The following is a 15,643-nucleotide window of genomic DNA, read 5'->3' on the forward strand; positions in this document are numbered from 1 at the left end:
GGTGAGGGGCATTATGACAATGCAGCCCTGTAATCATCTGTTTCATACAGCCAAAAAAATGCCCCGTATCCAAGGGATATGAGGCATGTTTTTGTCTTTGCAGATGGCTACATGTCACCCGGTGAGGGGCGAACATGCTCCTGTGCAGCGGTCAGTCACATGGCCTTGTTACAGGCTGAAAATCCGCGCATGTTGCTCCGCCAGCTTGCCCAGAGCCTGTTCGGCTTCGGCCAGTTTGGCGCGTTCCTTGTCGATGACTTCGGCCGGGGCCTTGTCAACGAAGGCGGCATTGGACAGCTTGCCGCCGACCCGCTGCACTTCGCCTTGCAGACGCTGGATTTCCTTGTCCAGGCGCGCCAGTTCCGCGGCCTTGTCGATCAGACCGGCCATGGGCACCAGCACTTCCATCTCGCCGACCAGTGCGGTAGCGGACAGCGGTGCTTCGGCGCCAGGGGCGAGAATGGTGATCGACTCGAGCTTGGCCAGCTTCTTGAGCAGCGCATCGTTCTCGGTGAGACGACGCTGATCTTCGGCACTGACGTTTTTCAGGAACAGGGTCAGGGGCTTGCCCGGGCCGATGTTCATTTCGCCACGGATGTTGCGGGTGCCGAGCATCAGGCTCTTGAGCCATTCGATGTCGTCTTCGGCTGCCGGATCAATGCGTTCTTCGTTGGCCACTGGCCAGGGCTGCAGCATGATCGTCTTGCCTTCGACACCGGCCAGCGGCGCCAGGCGCTGCCAGATTTCTTCGGTGATGAACGGCATGAACGGGTGCGCCAGGCGCAAGGCGACTTCCAGTACCCGAGCCAGGGTGCGACGGGTGCCGCGCTGACGTTCCACCGGCGCGTTGTCGTCCCACAGCACAGGCTTGGACAGTTCCAGGTACCAGTCGCAATACTGGTTCCAGATGAACTCGTACAAGGCTTGCGCGGCCAGGTCGAAACGGAACTGGTCGAGTTGGCGGGTCACTTCGGCTTCGGTGCGTTGCAGCTGCGAGATGATCCAGCGATCGGCCAGGGACAGCTCGAAGGCTTCGCCGTTCTGGCCGCAGTCTTCGCCCTTGTCCAGCACGTAGCGCGCGGCGTTCCAGATCTTGTTGCAGAAGTTGCGATAGCCTTCGACGCGGCCCATGTCGAACTTGATGTCGCGGCCGGTGGAAGCCAGCGAGCAGAAGGTGAAGCGCAGGGCATCGGTGCCATAGCTGGCGATACCTTCGGCGAACTCGTCGCGGGTCTGCTTTTCGATCTTCTTCAGCAGTTTCGGCTGCATCAGTCCGGTGGTGCGTTTCTCGACCAGAGCTTCAAGTTCGATACCGTCAATGATGTCCAGCGGGTCCAGGACGTTGCCCTTGGACTTGGACATCTTCTGGCCCTGGCCATCGCGGACCAGACCGTGCACATAGACAGTCTTGAACGGTACCTGCGGAGTGCCGTCTTCGTTCTTCACCAAATGCATGGTGAGCATGATCATCCGGGCGACCCAGAAGAAAATGATGTCGAAGCCAGTCACCAGCACGTCGGTGGAGTGGAATTTCTTCAGGAACTCGGTTTGCTCCGGCCAGCCCAGGGTGGAGAAAGTCCACAGGCCCGAACTGAACCAGGTGTCGAGTACATCGTTGTCCTGTTGCAGGGCGACGTCCGGGCCAAGGTTGTTCTTGGCACGCACTTCGGCTTCGTCGCGACCGACATAGACTTTGCCCGACTCGTCGTACCAGGCCGGAATCCGGTGGCCCCACCACAGCTGACGGCTGATGCACCAATCCTGGATGTCGCGCATCCAGGAGAAGTACATGTTTTCGTACTGCTTGGGCACGAAGGCAATCCGACCGTCTTCAACGGCAGCAATCGCAGGTTCCGCCAAAGGCTTGGTGGAGACGTACCATTGGTCGGTCAGCCACGGCTCGATGACGGTCCCGGAACGGTCGCCTTTCGGCACTTTCAGGGCGTGGTCGTCGACGCTGACCAGCAGGCCCGCTGCCTCGAAGTCGGCAACGATTTCCTTGCGTGCCTGGAAGCGGTTGAGACCTGCGTACTGGGCGGGCAGTGTGCCGTCGATCTGCTCGTTGAGCGTACCGTCAAGGTTGAACACCTGAGCGGCCGGCAATACATCGGCGTTCTTGTCGAAAATGTTCAGCAGCGGCAGGTTGTGGCGCTTGCCGACTTCATAGTCGTTGAAATCGTGGGCCGGGGTGATTTTCACGCAGCCGGTGCCGAATTCAGGGTCGCAGTAATCGTCGGCGATAATCGGGATGCGGCGGCCAACCAGTGGCAGCTCGACAAACTTGCCGATCAGCGCTTTGTAGCGCTCGTCGTTCGGGTTCACGGCGACGGCGGAGTCGCCGAGCATGGTTTCCGGACGGGTGGTCGCGACGATCAGATAATCGTTGCCTTCAGCGGTCTTGGCGCCGTCGGCCAGCGGGTATTTCAGGTTCCACAGGAAACCTTTCTCGTCGTGGTTTTCCACTTCGAGGTCGGAGATCGCCGTGTGCAGCTTGGTGTCCCAGTTGACCAGGCGCTTGCCGCGGTAGATCAGGCCGTCCTCGTGCAGGCGCACAAAGGCCTCTTTAACGGCTTCGGAAAGACCGTCGTCCATGGTGAAGCGCTCGCGGCTCCAGTCCACGGACGAGCCAAGGCGGCGGATCTGACGGCTGATGTTGCCGCCGGACTGATCCTTCCATTCCCAGACTTTCTCGAGGAATTTCTCGCGGCCCAGGTCATGGCGATTCTGGCCCTGGGCTTCGAGCTGACGCTCCACCAGCATTTGCGTGGCGATACCGGCGTGGTCGGTGCCCGGCTGCCACAGGGTGTTGCGACCCTGCATGCGGCGGAAACGGATCAGCGCGTCCATGATCGCGTTGTTGAAGCCATGGCCCATGTGCAGGCTGCCAGTGACGTTCGGTGGCGGAATCATGATGGTGTAGGAATCGCCCGCGCCTTGCGGAGCGAAATAATTCTCGGACTCCCAGGTGTTGTACCAGGAAGTTTCAATGGCGTGCGGCTGGTAGGTCTTATCCATGCGCGGCGGGACCCTATTGGCATTTATTCAGGAAAAGCCGGCAAGTATAGCGGGGATGTTCCACTGGGCGTAGCCCGAGGTGATGATGGGGGGATGAAATTGCAGCCAGTGCCCCTGCGTCCCGTCGCCGCGCCACCCTTACTGTTTCTCAACTGCGGGTGTATCGTATTCGCTTTTTGCGGGCCCAGGCCTGCTGCGGATACGTGAGGTAGTTGAGTCCATGTCCTTTACCCGTCGACAAATACTCGGTGGCCTGGCCGGTCTTGTGGCGGTTGGCGTCGGGGCAGGCGGTGCGTCGCGCTACTGGCTGGGGAAGATGGCCGACGCCGATGCGGGTCACGATTACCAGTTGATCGCCGCGCCGTTGGACGTTGAACTGGTCCCCGGGCACAAAACCGAGGCCTGGGCCTTCGGTCCTTCGGCACCGGGCACCGAGCTGCGAGTGCGCCAGGGCGAGTGGCTGCGGGTGCGTTTCATCAACCACCTGCCGGTGGCGACCACCATTCACTGGCACGGCATCCGCCTGCCGCTCGAGATGGATGGCGTTCCCTATGTCTCGCAATTGCCGGTGTTGCCCGGCGAGTATTTCGACTACAAGTTCCGCGTGCCGGACGCTGGCAGCTATTGGTATCACCCCCATGTGAACAGCAGTGAAGAACTGGGTCGCGGGCTGGTCGGGCCGCTGATCATCGAAGAGCGCGAGCCGACCGGCTTCAAATACGAGCGGACCTTGAGCCTCAAGAGCTGGCACGTCGACGAAGCAGGCGCGTACCTGCCCTTCAGTATTCCCCGGGAAGCCGCTCGCGGCGGCACGGCCGGGCGGTTGGCGACCATCAACGGCGTAGCGCAGGCGGTGATCGACCTGCCAGCCGGGCAGATTACCCGGGTGCGCTTGCTGAACCTGGACAACACCCTGACGTACCGCCTGAACATCCCTGGTGTCGAAGCGCAGATCTATGCGTTGGATGGCAATCCCATCGAACCGCGACCGCTGGACAAGGAATACTGGCTGGGGCCTGGCATGCGGATCTGCCTGGCGATCAAGGCGCCGCCGGTCGGTGAGGAGCTGTCGCTGCGCAACGGCCCGGTGCGCCTGGGTACGTTCCGTTCGGTGGCGCACAACGATGCCCCGACCGAGTGGCCACCCGCGCTGCCAGCCAACCCGGTCGCCGAACCGGACCTCGCCAACGCCGAAAAGCTCAACTTCAACTTCGAGTGGGTTGGCTCGGTCTCGGTGAACGTGGAAAATAGGCCGCCGAGCCTGTGGCAGATCAACGGCAAGGCCTGGGACATCACCGACAAGACCTGCGCCGACCGCCCGATTGCCACGCTCAAAAAGGGCAATAGCTACATTTTCGAATTGAAGAATATGACTCAGTATCAGCACCCGATCCACCTGCATGGCATGAGCTTCAAGGTCATTGCCTCGAACCGCAAGAAGATCACCCCGTACTTCACCGATACCTATCTGCTGGGCAAGAACGAGCGCGCCCAGGTGGCGCTGGTGGCGGATAATCCGGGGGTGTGGATGTTCCACTGCCATGTGATCGACCATATGGAAACCGGCCTGATGGCCGCCATCGAGGTCTCCTGATGCGTCAAATGCGTCCAGCACACATCATCGATCGCAGTCGCGACCAGGACTTCATGCGCGAAGCCCTGACCCTCGCTGCCCAAGGCGCCGCTCTGGGCGAAGTGCCAGTGGGCGCGGTATTGGTGCAGGACGGTGAAATAATCGGTCGCGGCTTCAACTGCCCGATCAGCGGCAGCGACCCCAGTGCCCATGCCGAGATGGTGGCGATTCGCGCGGCGGCGCAAGCGGCGAGCAACTATCGGCTGACGGGCAGTACGCTGTACGTCACTCTGGAACCGTGCAGCATGTGTGCCGGGTTGATCGTGCATTCACGAATCGCACGGGTGGTGTATGGGGCGCTGGAGCCCAAGGCCGGGATCGTGCAAAGCCAGGGGCAGTTTTTCAGCCAGGGCTTCCTTAACCATAAGGTGCTGTTTGAAGGCGGGGTATTGGCCGAGGAGTGCGGGGCTGTACTCAGCGAATTCTTCAAGGCCAGAAGAGCCAAGCCAGCAGAATAAACACTGAACCAATGTGGGAGCGAGCAGGCTCCCACAGGGGATCTCCAGTGGGGTGGAGATCGGGGTTTTACTTCCTGGCCACGATGACCGCACGCATCGGCGCCGGCAAACCTTCGATGGTTTTGCTGTGATCCTCCGGATCAAGGTAGTCACTCAGCGACTGAAACTTCATCCACTCGGTTGCTCGCTGTTCCTCGACATTGGTGACGCTGATATCAACGCACCGCACATCACTGAACCCGGCCCGCCGCAGCCACAATTCCAGGGCCGGCACCGACGGCAGGAACCAGACGTTGCGCATTTGCGCGTAGCGGTCTTCCGGCACCAGCACCTGGTGCTTGTCGCCTTCCACCACCAGGGTTTCCAGCACCAGTTCGCCGCCCTTGACCAGGCAGTCCTTGAGCGCCAGCAAATGTTCGATCGGCGAGCGCCGATGGTAGAAAACGCCCATGGAAAACACCGTATCGAAGCCTTCCAGGTTCGCCGGCAAGTCTTCGAAGGGGAATGGCAGATGCCAGGCCGACGGTTCTGACAGATAACGCTGCACCGCCTGGAACTGACAGAAGAACAGCCAATTGGGGTCGACGCCGATCACGCTGTCGGCGCCGGCGCCGAGCATGCGCCACATGTAGTAGCCGTTGCCGCAACCGACATCGAGGATGCGCTTGCCCTTGAGATCCAGGTGCGGGGCGACCCGCTCCCATTTCCAGTCCGAGCGCCATTCGGTGTCGACGTGCACGCCGAACAGATCGAACGGCCCCTTGCGCCACGGTGACAGACCCATCAGCGCGCTGCGCATCTGCGCGCGGGTTTGCTCGTCGCAGTCGGTGTCCAGCTTCAAGCCGTTCAGCAGATCGATCTCGCTCGGCTGGATCTTTGGCAAGGCATCCAGCGCGCTCTGCCAGCGCTCCAGGTCACCGTGACCTTTTTCCATCCTGGTATCGAGTTGCGCTTGCAGGGTGTTGGCCCATTCGGCCAGCGGGGTGCCTGCCAGACGGCGGGCGAGGGGGGACAGATCAATCATGGCAAGGCAATCAACGAGGCAAAGTTAAGACACTGGAACCACGGCACGACTTTCGAGAACCCGGCCGCCAGCAGGCGTTCGCGGTGTTCTTCGAGGCTGTCGGGTTTCATTACATTTTCGATGGCGCTGCGCTTCTGGGCGATTTCCAGTTCGCTGTAGCCGTTGGCGCGTTTGAAGGCGACATGCAGGTCGGTGAGCAGCGCGTGTTCTTCGGGATCATTGAAGCGCAATTTCTCCGAGAGAATCAGTGCCCCACCCGGCAGCAAGGACTGGCGAATACGGGCCAATAGCGCCAGGCGCTGGTCCGGGGCGATGAATTGCAGGGTGAAGTTCAGCGCCACCACCGAGGCTGGCTGGAACTGCAGCGCGAGGATATCGCCCTCGATCACTTCCACCGGCAGCAACTCCTGGAACATCGAGTCCTGGCCGTTAAGGTATTCGCGGCAACGCTCGACCATCGCCGCCGAGTTATCCACCGCGATCACCCGGCAACCGTCGGTGCGTACATGACGGCGCAGGGCCTGGGTCACGGCGCCGAGGGACGATCCGAGGTCGTAGAGCACGCTGTCGGGCTGGGCGAACTGCGCCGCCAACACGCCGAGGTTTTCGACAATGGTCGGATAACCCGGCACCGAACGCTTGATCATGTCCGGGAAAACCCGCACCACATCCTCATTGAAGGCGAAGTCCGGCACCTGAGGCAGGGGCTGGGCGAAAAGGCGATCGGGATCTTTGCTCACGGCGGTTCCAGCGGCATAGGTGGAAAAGGCTGGCATTTTAGCCAACTTGGCGGGGGGATGCGCGGGTTGTCTGATAAACCGTGTTCCCCGGACGTTAGGGGCGAGAGATCCCACTCTCAATGACAGGAAGGGACGAAGAGCGATCAGGTTACGAAATGGGCGTTATTCCATGAATGGCTATATTTGGTTTTGATAATAGCCATTCAGGGATAATGCTATTGGTGGGCTTATCTCGGGTAGATAGATACATATACCTTGGAGCTGCCATCTATAACAAGTTTTTCGTTGTACTGGCTCTGTCCGGTGAATCTGAAGGTAATGTCATAACTAATGTCTCTCTCGCCTTCGTTGATCGTCATTGTAATGGAGCCATCAATGGCGTCATAGTCGATTCCCCGAGCAAGGTCGGGGAGTGCTGCATATTCAGTGTATAGAATGGTGGAAAAAGGATTGTTGTCTGCGCCGATCAGATAAGTTCCACTTTGTATGTCTTTTTTGAATTTAAATTGTATGAGTTTTAGGTTTTGGGATGTTTCAAAATTTGCACGGCTTATAAGATTCACTATTTGACCATCTGTAGCATATTGCATGGCTTGGCTATGGAATTTTATCCGGTTGGGGGAGACTGTGAAGTCAGTTTCGGCGCTGACACTGATCTCTGTATTCAGCGTGCTGTTTTCATTGGTCGTCATGGTTCGTTCCTTGAGTCAAACAAATGAGAATTGTTCAAGAAACTGAAGGGTATGAGCAAATGAATAAAGTCGATACTGTTAGATTTAACAGTTTTTTATACTTTGTGGTTATAGAGGGGTGATTTAACAGGTTGTTTGCTTCTGGATACTAATAGGCAGTTCTGAAAAAACTGAAAAGTTAACGTGTTTTTGAGAAAAACGCCGACGCCGTGATCCCCCATTGCCCCAACCAGTAACTGAGGATGATCAGGTACGGCGCGGCCTCAAAGGGCATCACAAAGCGGTTGATGCCAATCACACTGTCGGAGAATACAAACGCCACCGCACCGCCTGCCGCGAGCAACGCCGAGCGTCTGGGGACATCGCTGCCCAGGCGTGCCAGCGCGCGCCAGAGCATGGCGCTGATGGCCAGGCCGTAAACAATCACTGGAATCAGCAATGGACCCAGGCCATGGGCAATCAGCACGCCAAGCAACAGCGCGCCGACCCCCAGCGCCAGCAACAGGGGGAGCAATGCCAGCCGACGGCAGTCGCTCAAATAGGCTTTCAGATAGGCCAGATGGGCGATTAAAAACGCCCCGAGGCCGAACACGAACAAATCGCTCGGCCATGCCAGCAGCACATCGCCGAGCAGGGAAAAAATCAGGCCCAGGCTGATCCAGCGTCGGTATTCACCGGGTGGCGCATCGTGCAGCCAGCCAAGCAACGCCAACACCGGCAAGGGTTTCACCACCAGGCACAGCAAGCTTGCGTGAACGCTCAACCCATAGATGAACGTCACCGCGCCCATCAGCGCGAGGATCAGCCAACCCACGATCAGTTAACCGCAATCGAGCAATCGAAGGTTTCCACCGGTGCGACTTCCGGCGCCCACGGCTGTTGATAGGTCAGGTGCAGTCGCCCGTTGCCCGCTGCCGTGGCCTGAAAACGCCAGGTTGATTGCCCGGCGCTGCCCACCAGCCCGGCGTCTTCGGGGTTGCTATAGACCTCAGGGCTGAGGCTACGCAGCACGCCTGCGGCCGAATCCTGAATCGCCCAGCGATAACCGGTGGTTGGATTGCTCGGCAGGATGAGGATCAGGTTCTGCCCGGACTTCAACTGCACCGGGCATTCGCTTTGTTTTTCCACCGTGACGTTCTGCCTGGATTGGCTTGCGCAGGCGGCGAGCAGGGCAAGACTGAGGGGTAGAAGCAGGCGAGTGGGGGACATGGGTCAGGAAGCTCCGGTCATTCACGACGAACGGCGAGCATAACTGAAGATGAGACAAATTGTGACAGGAGGGGCGGGCAACGGTTCATCATCGGTAGCAGCTGGCGAAGCCTGCGTTCGGCTGCGCAGCAGTCGTAAAATCAAGCGCCGCGGTATTCCAGACACACCGTGGAAGCAGGATTTACGACTGCTGCGCAGCCGAACGCGGCCTTCGGCAGCTGCTACGGCGCTATCGGTCTATCAGAACAACACCTTCGCCACATCCACAAAGCGTTTGGCAAAGTGCACGGTAATCCCTTCCTTCAGGTACTCCGGCAGTTCTTCGAAGTTGCCACGGTTCGGCTCTGGCAGAATCAGCTCGTGAATCTTCTGCCGCCGCGCGGCAATCACCTTCTCACGCACGCCGCCAATCGGCAGTACATGCCCGGTCAGGGTCAGTTCGCCGGTCATGGCCACGCCTTTTTTAGGCGGCTGGTTGCGTGCCAAAGAGAGCAGGGCGCTGGCCATGGTTACCCCGGCGCTCGGTCCGTCTTTCGGTGTCGCGCCTTCCGGTACGTGCAAATGAACAAAGGCCTCGTCAAAGAACTTCGGATCACCGCCGAACTGCTTGAGGTTGGAGCTGACGTAGCTATAGGCGATCTCGGCGGACTCCTTCATGACCTCACCCAATTGTCCGGTGAGTTTGAAGCCGCGATTGAGCGTGTGAATCCGCGTGGCTTCGATCGGCAGGGTGGCGCCGCCCATGCTGGTCCAGGCCAGCCCGGTGATCACCCCGGTGCCGGACAGCACTTGTTCATTGCGGAACACCGGCATGCCGAGGGTGGTTTCCAGTTCTTTGTTGCCGATCTTGATCACCGCGTTCGGCTCGTCGATCAGCTTCATCACGGATTTGCGCACCAGCTTGCCCAATTGCTTTTCCAGCTGCCGCACACCGGCCTCACGGGCATAGCCGTCGATCACCGCGCGCAGGGCACCGTCGGTGATGGACAGGCTGCCTTTGGAGACACCAGCCTTTTCCAGCTGTTTGGGCCACAAGTGACGCTTGGCGATGGCCATTTTTTCTTCAGTGATATAGCCCGACAGGCGAATCACTTCCATCCGGTCCAGCAGCGGGCCGGGGATCGAGTCCAGGGTGTTGGCGGTGCAGACGAACAGGACTTTCGACAGGTCCAGGCGCAGGTCCAGGTAGTGATCGAGGAATTCGACATTCTGTTCCGGGTCGAGGGTTTCCAGCAGTGCCGAGGCCGGGTCGCCCTGGTAGCTCTGGCCCATCTTGTCGATTTCGTCGAGCATGATCACCGGGTTCATCACTTCGACTTCTTTCAGTGCCTGCACCAGCTTGCCCGGTTGGGCGCCGATGTAGGTGCGTCGGTGACCCTTGATCTCTGCTTCATCGCGCATGCCGCCGACGCTGAAGCGATAGAACGGCCGCCCGAGGGATTCGGCGATGGATTTTCCGACGCTGGTCTTGCCCACGCCTGGCGGGCCCACCAGCAGGACTATGGAGCCGCTGATTTCGCCTTTATAGGCGCCCACCGCGAGGAACTCGAGAATCCGCGTCTTGATGTCGCCGAGCCCGGCGTGGTGTTGATCGAGCACCTTGCGCGCGTGTTTGAGGTCGAGTCTGTCCTCGCCATATACCCCCCACGGCAGTGCCGTCGCCCACTCCAGATAATTGCGGGTCACCGCGTATTCCGGCGAGCCGGTTTCGAGGATCGACAGCTTGTTCATTTCCTCTTCGACGCGTTTTTGCGCCTGCGGGGGCAGGACTTTGCCCACCAACCGCTGTTCGAACTGTTCGATGTCGGCGCTGCGGTCGTCCTTGGTCAGACCCAGCTCCTGCTGGATGACCTTGAGCTGTTCCTTGAGGAAGAACTCGCGCTGATGCTCGCCGATCTTGCGGTTTACTTCGGCGGAGATTTCTTTCTGCAAACGCGCGACTTCGACTTCCTTGCGCAGCATCGGCAGGACTTTTTCCATGCGCTTGAGCATCGGCACGCAGTCGAGCACTTCCTGCAGCTCGTTACCGGTGGCCGAGGTCAGCGCGGCGGCGAAGTCGGTCAGCGGCGACGGGTCGTTGGGGCTGAAGCGGTTGAGGTAATTTTTCAGCTCTTCGCTGTACAGCGGGTTGAGCGGCAGCAGTTCCTTGATCGCGTTGATCAGCGCCATGCCGTAGGCCTTGACCTCGTCGGTCGGCTCGCTCGGCTGGTGCGGGTATTCGACTTCCACCAGATACGGCGGGCGATGGTGCTTGAGCCAGGTGCGAATGCGCACGCGGGTCAGGCCTTGGGCGACGAATTGCAGTTTGCCGTTTTCGCGGCTGGCGTGATGGACCTTCACCAGGGTGCCGTAGAGCGGTAGGCTCGAGGTGTCGAAATGCCGCGGGTCTTCCTGGGGCGTGTCCATGTAGAACAGCGCCAGGGTGTGATGATCGGATTTGCTCACCAGTTCCAGGGTTTCGGCCCACGGTTCTTCATTGACGATCACCGGCAGCACTTGTGCCGGGAAGAACGGCCGATTGTGGATCGGGATGATGTAGACCTTGTCCGGCAGATTCTGCCCGGGCAAGGCCAGGCCGGTGCCTGTGGTGTGGTGTTCGGCGTTTTCTGGATCGGCGTAGTCGCTGGGGTTTTCCGGGAATTCCTGCTGGTCGCTCATGAGGCACCTGCGCATTGGGTATGGAGGTTAGATGGGGCAGGTGGGCGGCGGTTTCAATGGGGAGGGGGTTAACGGGTGCCTCACGATGGGCATTTCAGGTTTTGGACAGGTCTGTTTGAGGCAAGGTGACCCAAGGTAAATCGGGCAAATGTTGGAATTTATCGGCATTTCTTTCCTCTCCCCGCCTGGTTGTATCCCGGTATTTCTGGAAAAGCCTGGCGGGTTAACGATGGGCCTTAAAAGTCACTTTATTGGCTCGGAAAGAATCAAGAACTGTCATTTATAACAGGTGTTTGTCAAGGGTAAGCCTGCTCAAATACTAGGCAGCGTTTGTGTTGCCGAATGGATAGAACTCGTTAGTACCTCCTGCAAGTTCATTTAATCAGGAAGAATAAAATGAAAACTAATACTGAAAAGTTGCCTGCGCTCAAGGCCGGAGATCTTGATACTTCCTTTGCTCGAGAGGGGATAGCTAACGTTTATTTTCCCGAGTTTAAAAACGGACAGGCCCGAGCTGTTGCGAAGTACAAAGAAGATCAATTGATCGTGGCAATCTGGGTGAACGGAGCGTGTGAGCTGTTCCGGTTGCAGAGCGACGGAGCGGTGGATCGTTCGTTTGGTCTGAATGGCCTTGTGGTCGTGAAGTTCGAGGACGGTTTTGACTCCAGGGTTAGTCGAATATGCGTTCAGGATGACGGAAAACTGGTGCTGGCAGGAGTCAGCGGGCCCTCAACATTGAGCCGGGGTCTACCGGCCCTTGCCCGGCTAGACAAAGACGGACTTTTCGATCCCACCTTCGGAGTGGGCGGCAAAGTCGTTCTCCAGGTGCGCCCTGAAAATACCGTCCTGGCGCTCGCGGGTATTGATGCGACGTTGGGAGCGCAAGGAGAAATTCTCATGACCTTTCCCTATTACGACGTCGATGCCGGCGGTATAGGGCGTGGTACGACCCTGCTATTGGCGGTGGGTGAGGATGGAACGCTTAGCCGCACTACCCCCATTAAGTTTCGAGGGAATAGCACTGAACTTGCAAGTATTGCACTTGGCACGGACGGCAAGCTCCTGGTGGGGGGTTATATTACGGAGTACTCGGGCGGGCGAGCCTATACCAGGATTTTACTAAGTCGTTATGGCGCGGACGGGTGGCTGGACCATGGTTTTGGAGAATTCGGCTTTGTATTGTATGGACCGCAAAACTCGGGTTATCAAGCTTTTAAGATTTTGTTGCAGGATGACAATAAGATCCTGGTGTTAGGCAGTAATGGAGAGCAGGCTTTGGTGATGAGGTTTGCTGTCGATGGTAGTCCGGACGCTGACTTCAACGGTGGGCAACCCAGGTTGTTTGATACTGATCCGTTCGCTTCCTGGCAGTCTGGCGCCCTGCAAATCGATGGCAAGGTCGTTATGGCTGGGCAGATCACCAAGTTCCCTTCTGAGTTGATTCTGGGGCGGATTCTTCCTGATGGATCGTTGGACGGCGATTTCGGTGAAGGTGGTTTGACAAAGAGAGCTGATGGGGGCGCGTGCTGGGATATGACCATTCAAAAAGGCGGACGACTGATTGTTGCAGGCGATGCCTTCTTTGAAAAAACCACCCCAGTGGTATATGGCTTCCTCCCTTAAATGCTTCTTCGCAGAAGGAGAGGATGCCTGAATTCCATGAAACGACAAAGGCGACTCCCTCTCGGAAGCCGCCTTTCTCTTTACTGCGCTGACCCTTAATCCGGCAGTTTGAACGCCAGGACGTAGTCGCCCTGTTTGGTGCCCAGCGAGCCGTGGCCACCGGCGACGACCAGCACGTACTGCTTGCCGTCTTTACCGGTGTAGGTCATTGGTGTGGTTTGACCGCCTGCTGGCAGGCGCGCTTCCCACAGTTGCTTGCCGTTTTTCACGTCGTAGGCGCGCAGGTACTGGTCGAGGGTGCCGCTGAGGAAGGCTACGCCACCGGCAGTGGTGAAGGTCCCGCCCAGGCTTGGCACGCCCATGCTCAGAGGGATCGGAACCGGTGCGCTGTCACGCACGGTGCCGTTCTTGTGTCTCCAGATCACTTTGTGGGTGGTCAGGTCGACCGCCGACACGTAACCCCAGGCCGGCGCCTGGCAGGGCAGGCCCATGGGCGAGAGCATGGCTTCGAGGATCACACCGTAGGGCGCACCCTTGTTCGGCTGCACGCCTTCGGTTTCGCTTTTGCGACCCGGGCCGCCAGCCACCTCGGCAGCAGGCACCAGTTTCGATTTGAAGGCCATGTAGCTAGGGTTGAGGAAAGCGATCTGGCGTACTGGGTCGACCGAAATACCACCCCAGTCGAATACCCCGAAGTTGCCTGGATAAACGATCGAACCTTGCAGCGACGGCGGGGTGTAGATGCCGTCGTAACGCAGGGATTTGAAGTCGATCCGGCAGAGCATCTGATCGAACGGGGTGACGCCCCACATGTCGTGCTCTTCGAGCACCGGCGGCATCATGTGCAGTTCTGACATCGGTTGGGTCGGCGAGGTGTGGTCGCCTTCAACAGCGCCCTGTGGAACCGGGACTTCGTGGATTGGCACGATCGGCTGACCGGTGCTGCGGTCGAGCACGTAGATGCTGCCTTGCTTGGTCGAGGCGAGCAGCGCCGGTTTCACCCCGTCAGCGGTTTTCAGGTCCATCAGGGTCGGTTGACCGCCGACGTCCATGTCCCACAGGTCGTGATGGGTGAACTGGAAGGTCCAGCGCACGTGGCCGGTGTCGATATCCAGCGCAGTGACACCCGCACTGTACTTTTCCGACTCTGGGGTGCGGCCGCCGCCCCACTGGTCCGGTGTCTGGTTACCCATCGGCAGGTAGACCATGCCGAGTTTTTCGTCGACGCTGAATATCGACCACATGTTGGGCGAGTTGCGGGTGTAGACCTTACCTTCGGCAATCGGCGTGGTGTCATCCGGATTGCCGCTGTCCCAGTTCCACACCAGGCGACCGGTGCGAACGTCAAAGGCGCGGATCACGCCGCTGGGTTCATCGATGGAGACGTTGTCGGTGACGTGACCGCCGATAATCACCAGGTTGCGCGTTACCGCAGGTGGCGAGGTGGAGTAGTAACCGCCGGCGGTGAAGCTGCCGATGTTGCTGCGCAGGTCGACCTGACCCTTGTCGCCGAAGTCTTCGCACATTTTGCCGGTGTCGGCGTCAAGGGCGATCAAACGGGTGTCGGCGGTCGGCAGGAAGATCCGCCGCGGGCAGATATTGCTCGCTGGCGCCGCAGCTGCGGTGGCGGTCGCATCAGGCGTGACCGGGCTTTGTTCGGTGGCCGCATAGGCCGCGTTATCGTGGTACGACACGCCACGGCAGGTCATGTGCGCCCAGCCCTTGAAGTTCGCCGCATTCTGCGTGCTGAGCTTCGGATCGAAACGCCAGATTTCCTTGCCGGTATCCGGATCCAGGGCGATCACCTGGCTGTGGGGCGTGCAGACGTAAAGCATGCCGTTGGCTTTGAGCGGGGTGTTTTCCGCGGTGGTCTCGCCCGGGTCGTTCGGCCCTGGCAGGTCACCGGTACGATACGTCCAGGCCGGTACCAGTTTGCTGACGTTCTCTGGAGTGATCTGCGCCAGTGGCGAATAACGATCGCCGTAGGCCGAACGGCCGTAGGAATTCCAGTCTCCGTCGGGCATCGCCGGGGCGGTGTTGGTCATGCCGGGAACGTCGTCGCGATCCAGCTGGCCCTTGATTTCACCGGGGTTGGTGAACTGGCTGGCCAACGCGGTTACGCCGGCGATGACCACCGCCGCGCTCAGCGCCTTGGTGCCCATGGTGGCGGTCTGGCCGCGCAGCAACGGACGGCGGAACCACGGCAGCAGCAGGACGATACCCAGGGCAAACAGCATTGCCAGGCGCGGCACCAGTTGCCACCAGTCCAGGCCGACCTCCCACAGCGCCCACACCGTACTGGCGAACAGCACCAGTGCGTACAGGCCCAGTGCCGCTCGGCGGGCCGCGAGCAGCAAGAGCCCTGTGAGTACCAGACCGATACCGGCCAGCAGGTAATACAGCGAGCCGCCGAGCATGCTCAGCTTGATCCCCCCGGCCAGCAAGGCCAGGCCCATTAGCAGAAGCAGGATACCGAGCAGGCTCGGCAGCAGACGGCTTCGACTCAAAGCACCATCAGTGCTCATAGTGTGGTTCTCCGTGACGTTAAGAGTATTCCCGCGCAAGTTCACTGTAGATGACGATCAGGCGCG

11 protein-coding genes are annotated in these 15,643 nt (G+C 59.3%); 3 read left to right on the forward strand and 8 right to left on the reverse strand.

Features of this window, described 5'->3' with window-relative positions:
* Positions 1-168: 168 nt before the first annotated feature.
* Complete coding sequence (locus AC3IUA_RS05810; RefSeq protein ID WP_489359555.1) at positions 169-3,015, reverse strand: valine--tRNA ligase; 2,847 nt, start codon at positions 3,013-3,015, stop codon at positions 169-171.
* A 220-nt stretch (positions 3,016-3,235) separates the two neighbouring features.
* Between AC3IUA_RS05810 and AC3IUA_RS05815 the strand changes: the two genes are divergently transcribed.
* Together AC3IUA_RS05815 and tadA are read left to right on the forward strand one after the other, a co-directional pair.
* Positions 3,236-4,609 carry a multicopper oxidase family protein gene (locus AC3IUA_RS05815; protein ID WP_489359556.1) on the forward strand — a complete coding sequence of 458 codons (1,374 nt, stop codon included), beginning with the start codon at positions 3,236-3,238 and terminating at the stop codon, positions 4,607-4,609.
* Positions 4,609-5,106 (forward strand): tRNA adenosine(34) deaminase TadA, encoded by a 498-nt coding sequence (gene tadA / locus AC3IUA_RS05820; protein WP_489359557.1) that lies wholly within the window; start codon positions 4,609-4,611, stop codon positions 5,104-5,106. The genes AC3IUA_RS05815 and tadA overlap by 1 nt, the downstream gene beginning before the upstream one ends.
* 67 nt (positions 5,107-5,173) lie before the next feature.
* Here tadA and cmoB read toward each other — a convergent pair whose 3' ends face one another.
* From cmoB to lon, 6 genes are all read right to left on the reverse strand, one after another.
* On the reverse strand, positions 5,174-6,130 hold the full coding sequence (gene cmoB, locus AC3IUA_RS05825; RefSeq protein ID WP_489359558.1) for a tRNA 5-methoxyuridine(34)/uridine 5-oxyacetic acid(34) synthase CmoB: 957 nt from the start codon (positions 6,128-6,130) through the stop codon (positions 5,174-5,176).
* Complete coding sequence (gene cmoA, locus AC3IUA_RS05830; protein ID WP_489359559.1) at positions 6,127-6,906, reverse strand: carboxy-S-adenosyl-L-methionine synthase CmoA; 780 nt, start codon at positions 6,904-6,906, stop codon at positions 6,127-6,129. Before cmoA ends, cmoB begins: the two co-directional genes overlap by 4 nt.
* 191 nt (positions 6,907-7,097) lie before the next feature.
* Positions 7,098-7,562 carry a hypothetical protein gene (locus AC3IUA_RS05835; protein ID WP_489359560.1) on the reverse strand — a complete coding sequence of 155 codons (465 nt, stop codon included), beginning with the start codon at positions 7,560-7,562 and terminating at the stop codon, positions 7,098-7,100.
* A gap of 178 nt (positions 7,563-7,740) precedes the next feature.
* Positions 7,741-8,376, reverse strand: coding sequence for a lysoplasmalogenase (locus AC3IUA_RS05840; protein WP_489359561.1), 636 nt, complete (start codon positions 8,374-8,376; stop codon positions 7,741-7,743).
* Between the two features lie 2 nt (positions 8,377-8,378).
* Positions 8,379-8,771, reverse strand: a complete 393-nt coding sequence (locus AC3IUA_RS05845; RefSeq protein ID WP_489359562.1) for a protease inhibitor I42 family protein — start codon at positions 8,769-8,771, stop codon at positions 8,379-8,381.
* A 240-nt stretch (positions 8,772-9,011) separates the two neighbouring features.
* On the reverse strand, positions 9,012-11,429 hold the full coding sequence (gene lon / locus AC3IUA_RS05850; protein ID WP_489359563.1) for an endopeptidase La: 2,418 nt from the start codon (positions 11,427-11,429) through the stop codon (positions 9,012-9,014).
* Between the two features lie 396 nt (positions 11,430-11,825).
* On the opposite strand from lon, the gene AC3IUA_RS05855 reads away from it, so the two are divergent.
* Positions 11,826-13,052 (forward strand): hypothetical protein, encoded by a 1,227-nt coding sequence (locus tag AC3IUA_RS05855; RefSeq protein ID WP_489359564.1) that lies wholly within the window; start codon positions 11,826-11,828, stop codon positions 13,050-13,052.
* Between the two features lie 95 nt (positions 13,053-13,147).
* Here AC3IUA_RS05855 and AC3IUA_RS05860 read toward each other — a convergent pair whose 3' ends face one another.
* Complete coding sequence (locus AC3IUA_RS05860) at positions 13,148-15,577, reverse strand: glucose/quinate/shikimate family membrane-bound PQQ-dependent dehydrogenase (protein WP_489359565.1); 2,430 nt, start codon at positions 15,575-15,577, stop codon at positions 13,148-13,150.
* Positions 15,578-15,643: the final 66 nt, after the last annotated feature.

Source organism: Pseudomonas sp. KH_050, assembly GCF_057838875.1.

Coding starts and splice junctions, on each gene's coding strand:
- AC3IUA_RS05810 (WP_489359555.1), bottom strand. CDS start 3,015: ATGGATAAGACCTACCAGCCGCACGCCATTGAAACTTCCTGGTACAAC.
- AC3IUA_RS05815 (WP_489359556.1), top strand. CDS start 3,236: ATGTCCTTTACCCGTCGACAAATACTCGGTGGCCTGGCCGGTCTTGTG.
- tadA (WP_489359557.1), top strand. CDS start 4,609: ATGCGTCAAATGCGTCCAGCACACATCATCGATCGCAGTCGCGACCAG.
- cmoB (WP_489359558.1), bottom strand. CDS start 6,130: ATGATTGATCTGTCCCCCCTCGCCCGCCGTCTGGCAGGCACCCCGCTG.
- cmoA (WP_489359559.1), bottom strand. CDS start 6,906: ATGCCAGCCTTTTCCACCTATGCCGCTGGAACCGCCGTGAGCAAAGAT.
- AC3IUA_RS05835 (WP_489359560.1), bottom strand. CDS start 7,562: ATGACGACCAATGAAAACAGCACGCTGAATACAGAGATCAGTGTCAGC.
- AC3IUA_RS05845 (WP_489359562.1), bottom strand. CDS start 8,771: ATGTCCCCCACTCGCCTGCTTCTACCCCTCAGTCTTGCCCTGCTCGCC.
- lon (WP_489359563.1), bottom strand. CDS start 11,429: ATGAGCGACCAGCAGGAATTCCCGGAAAACCCCAGCGACTACGCCGAT.
- AC3IUA_RS05855 (WP_489359564.1), top strand. CDS start 11,826: ATGAAAACTAATACTGAAAAGTTGCCTGCGCTCAAGGCCGGAGATCTT.
- AC3IUA_RS05860 (WP_489359565.1), bottom strand. CDS start 15,577: ATGAGCACTGATGGTGCTTTGAGTCGAAGCCGTCTGCTGCCGAGCCTG.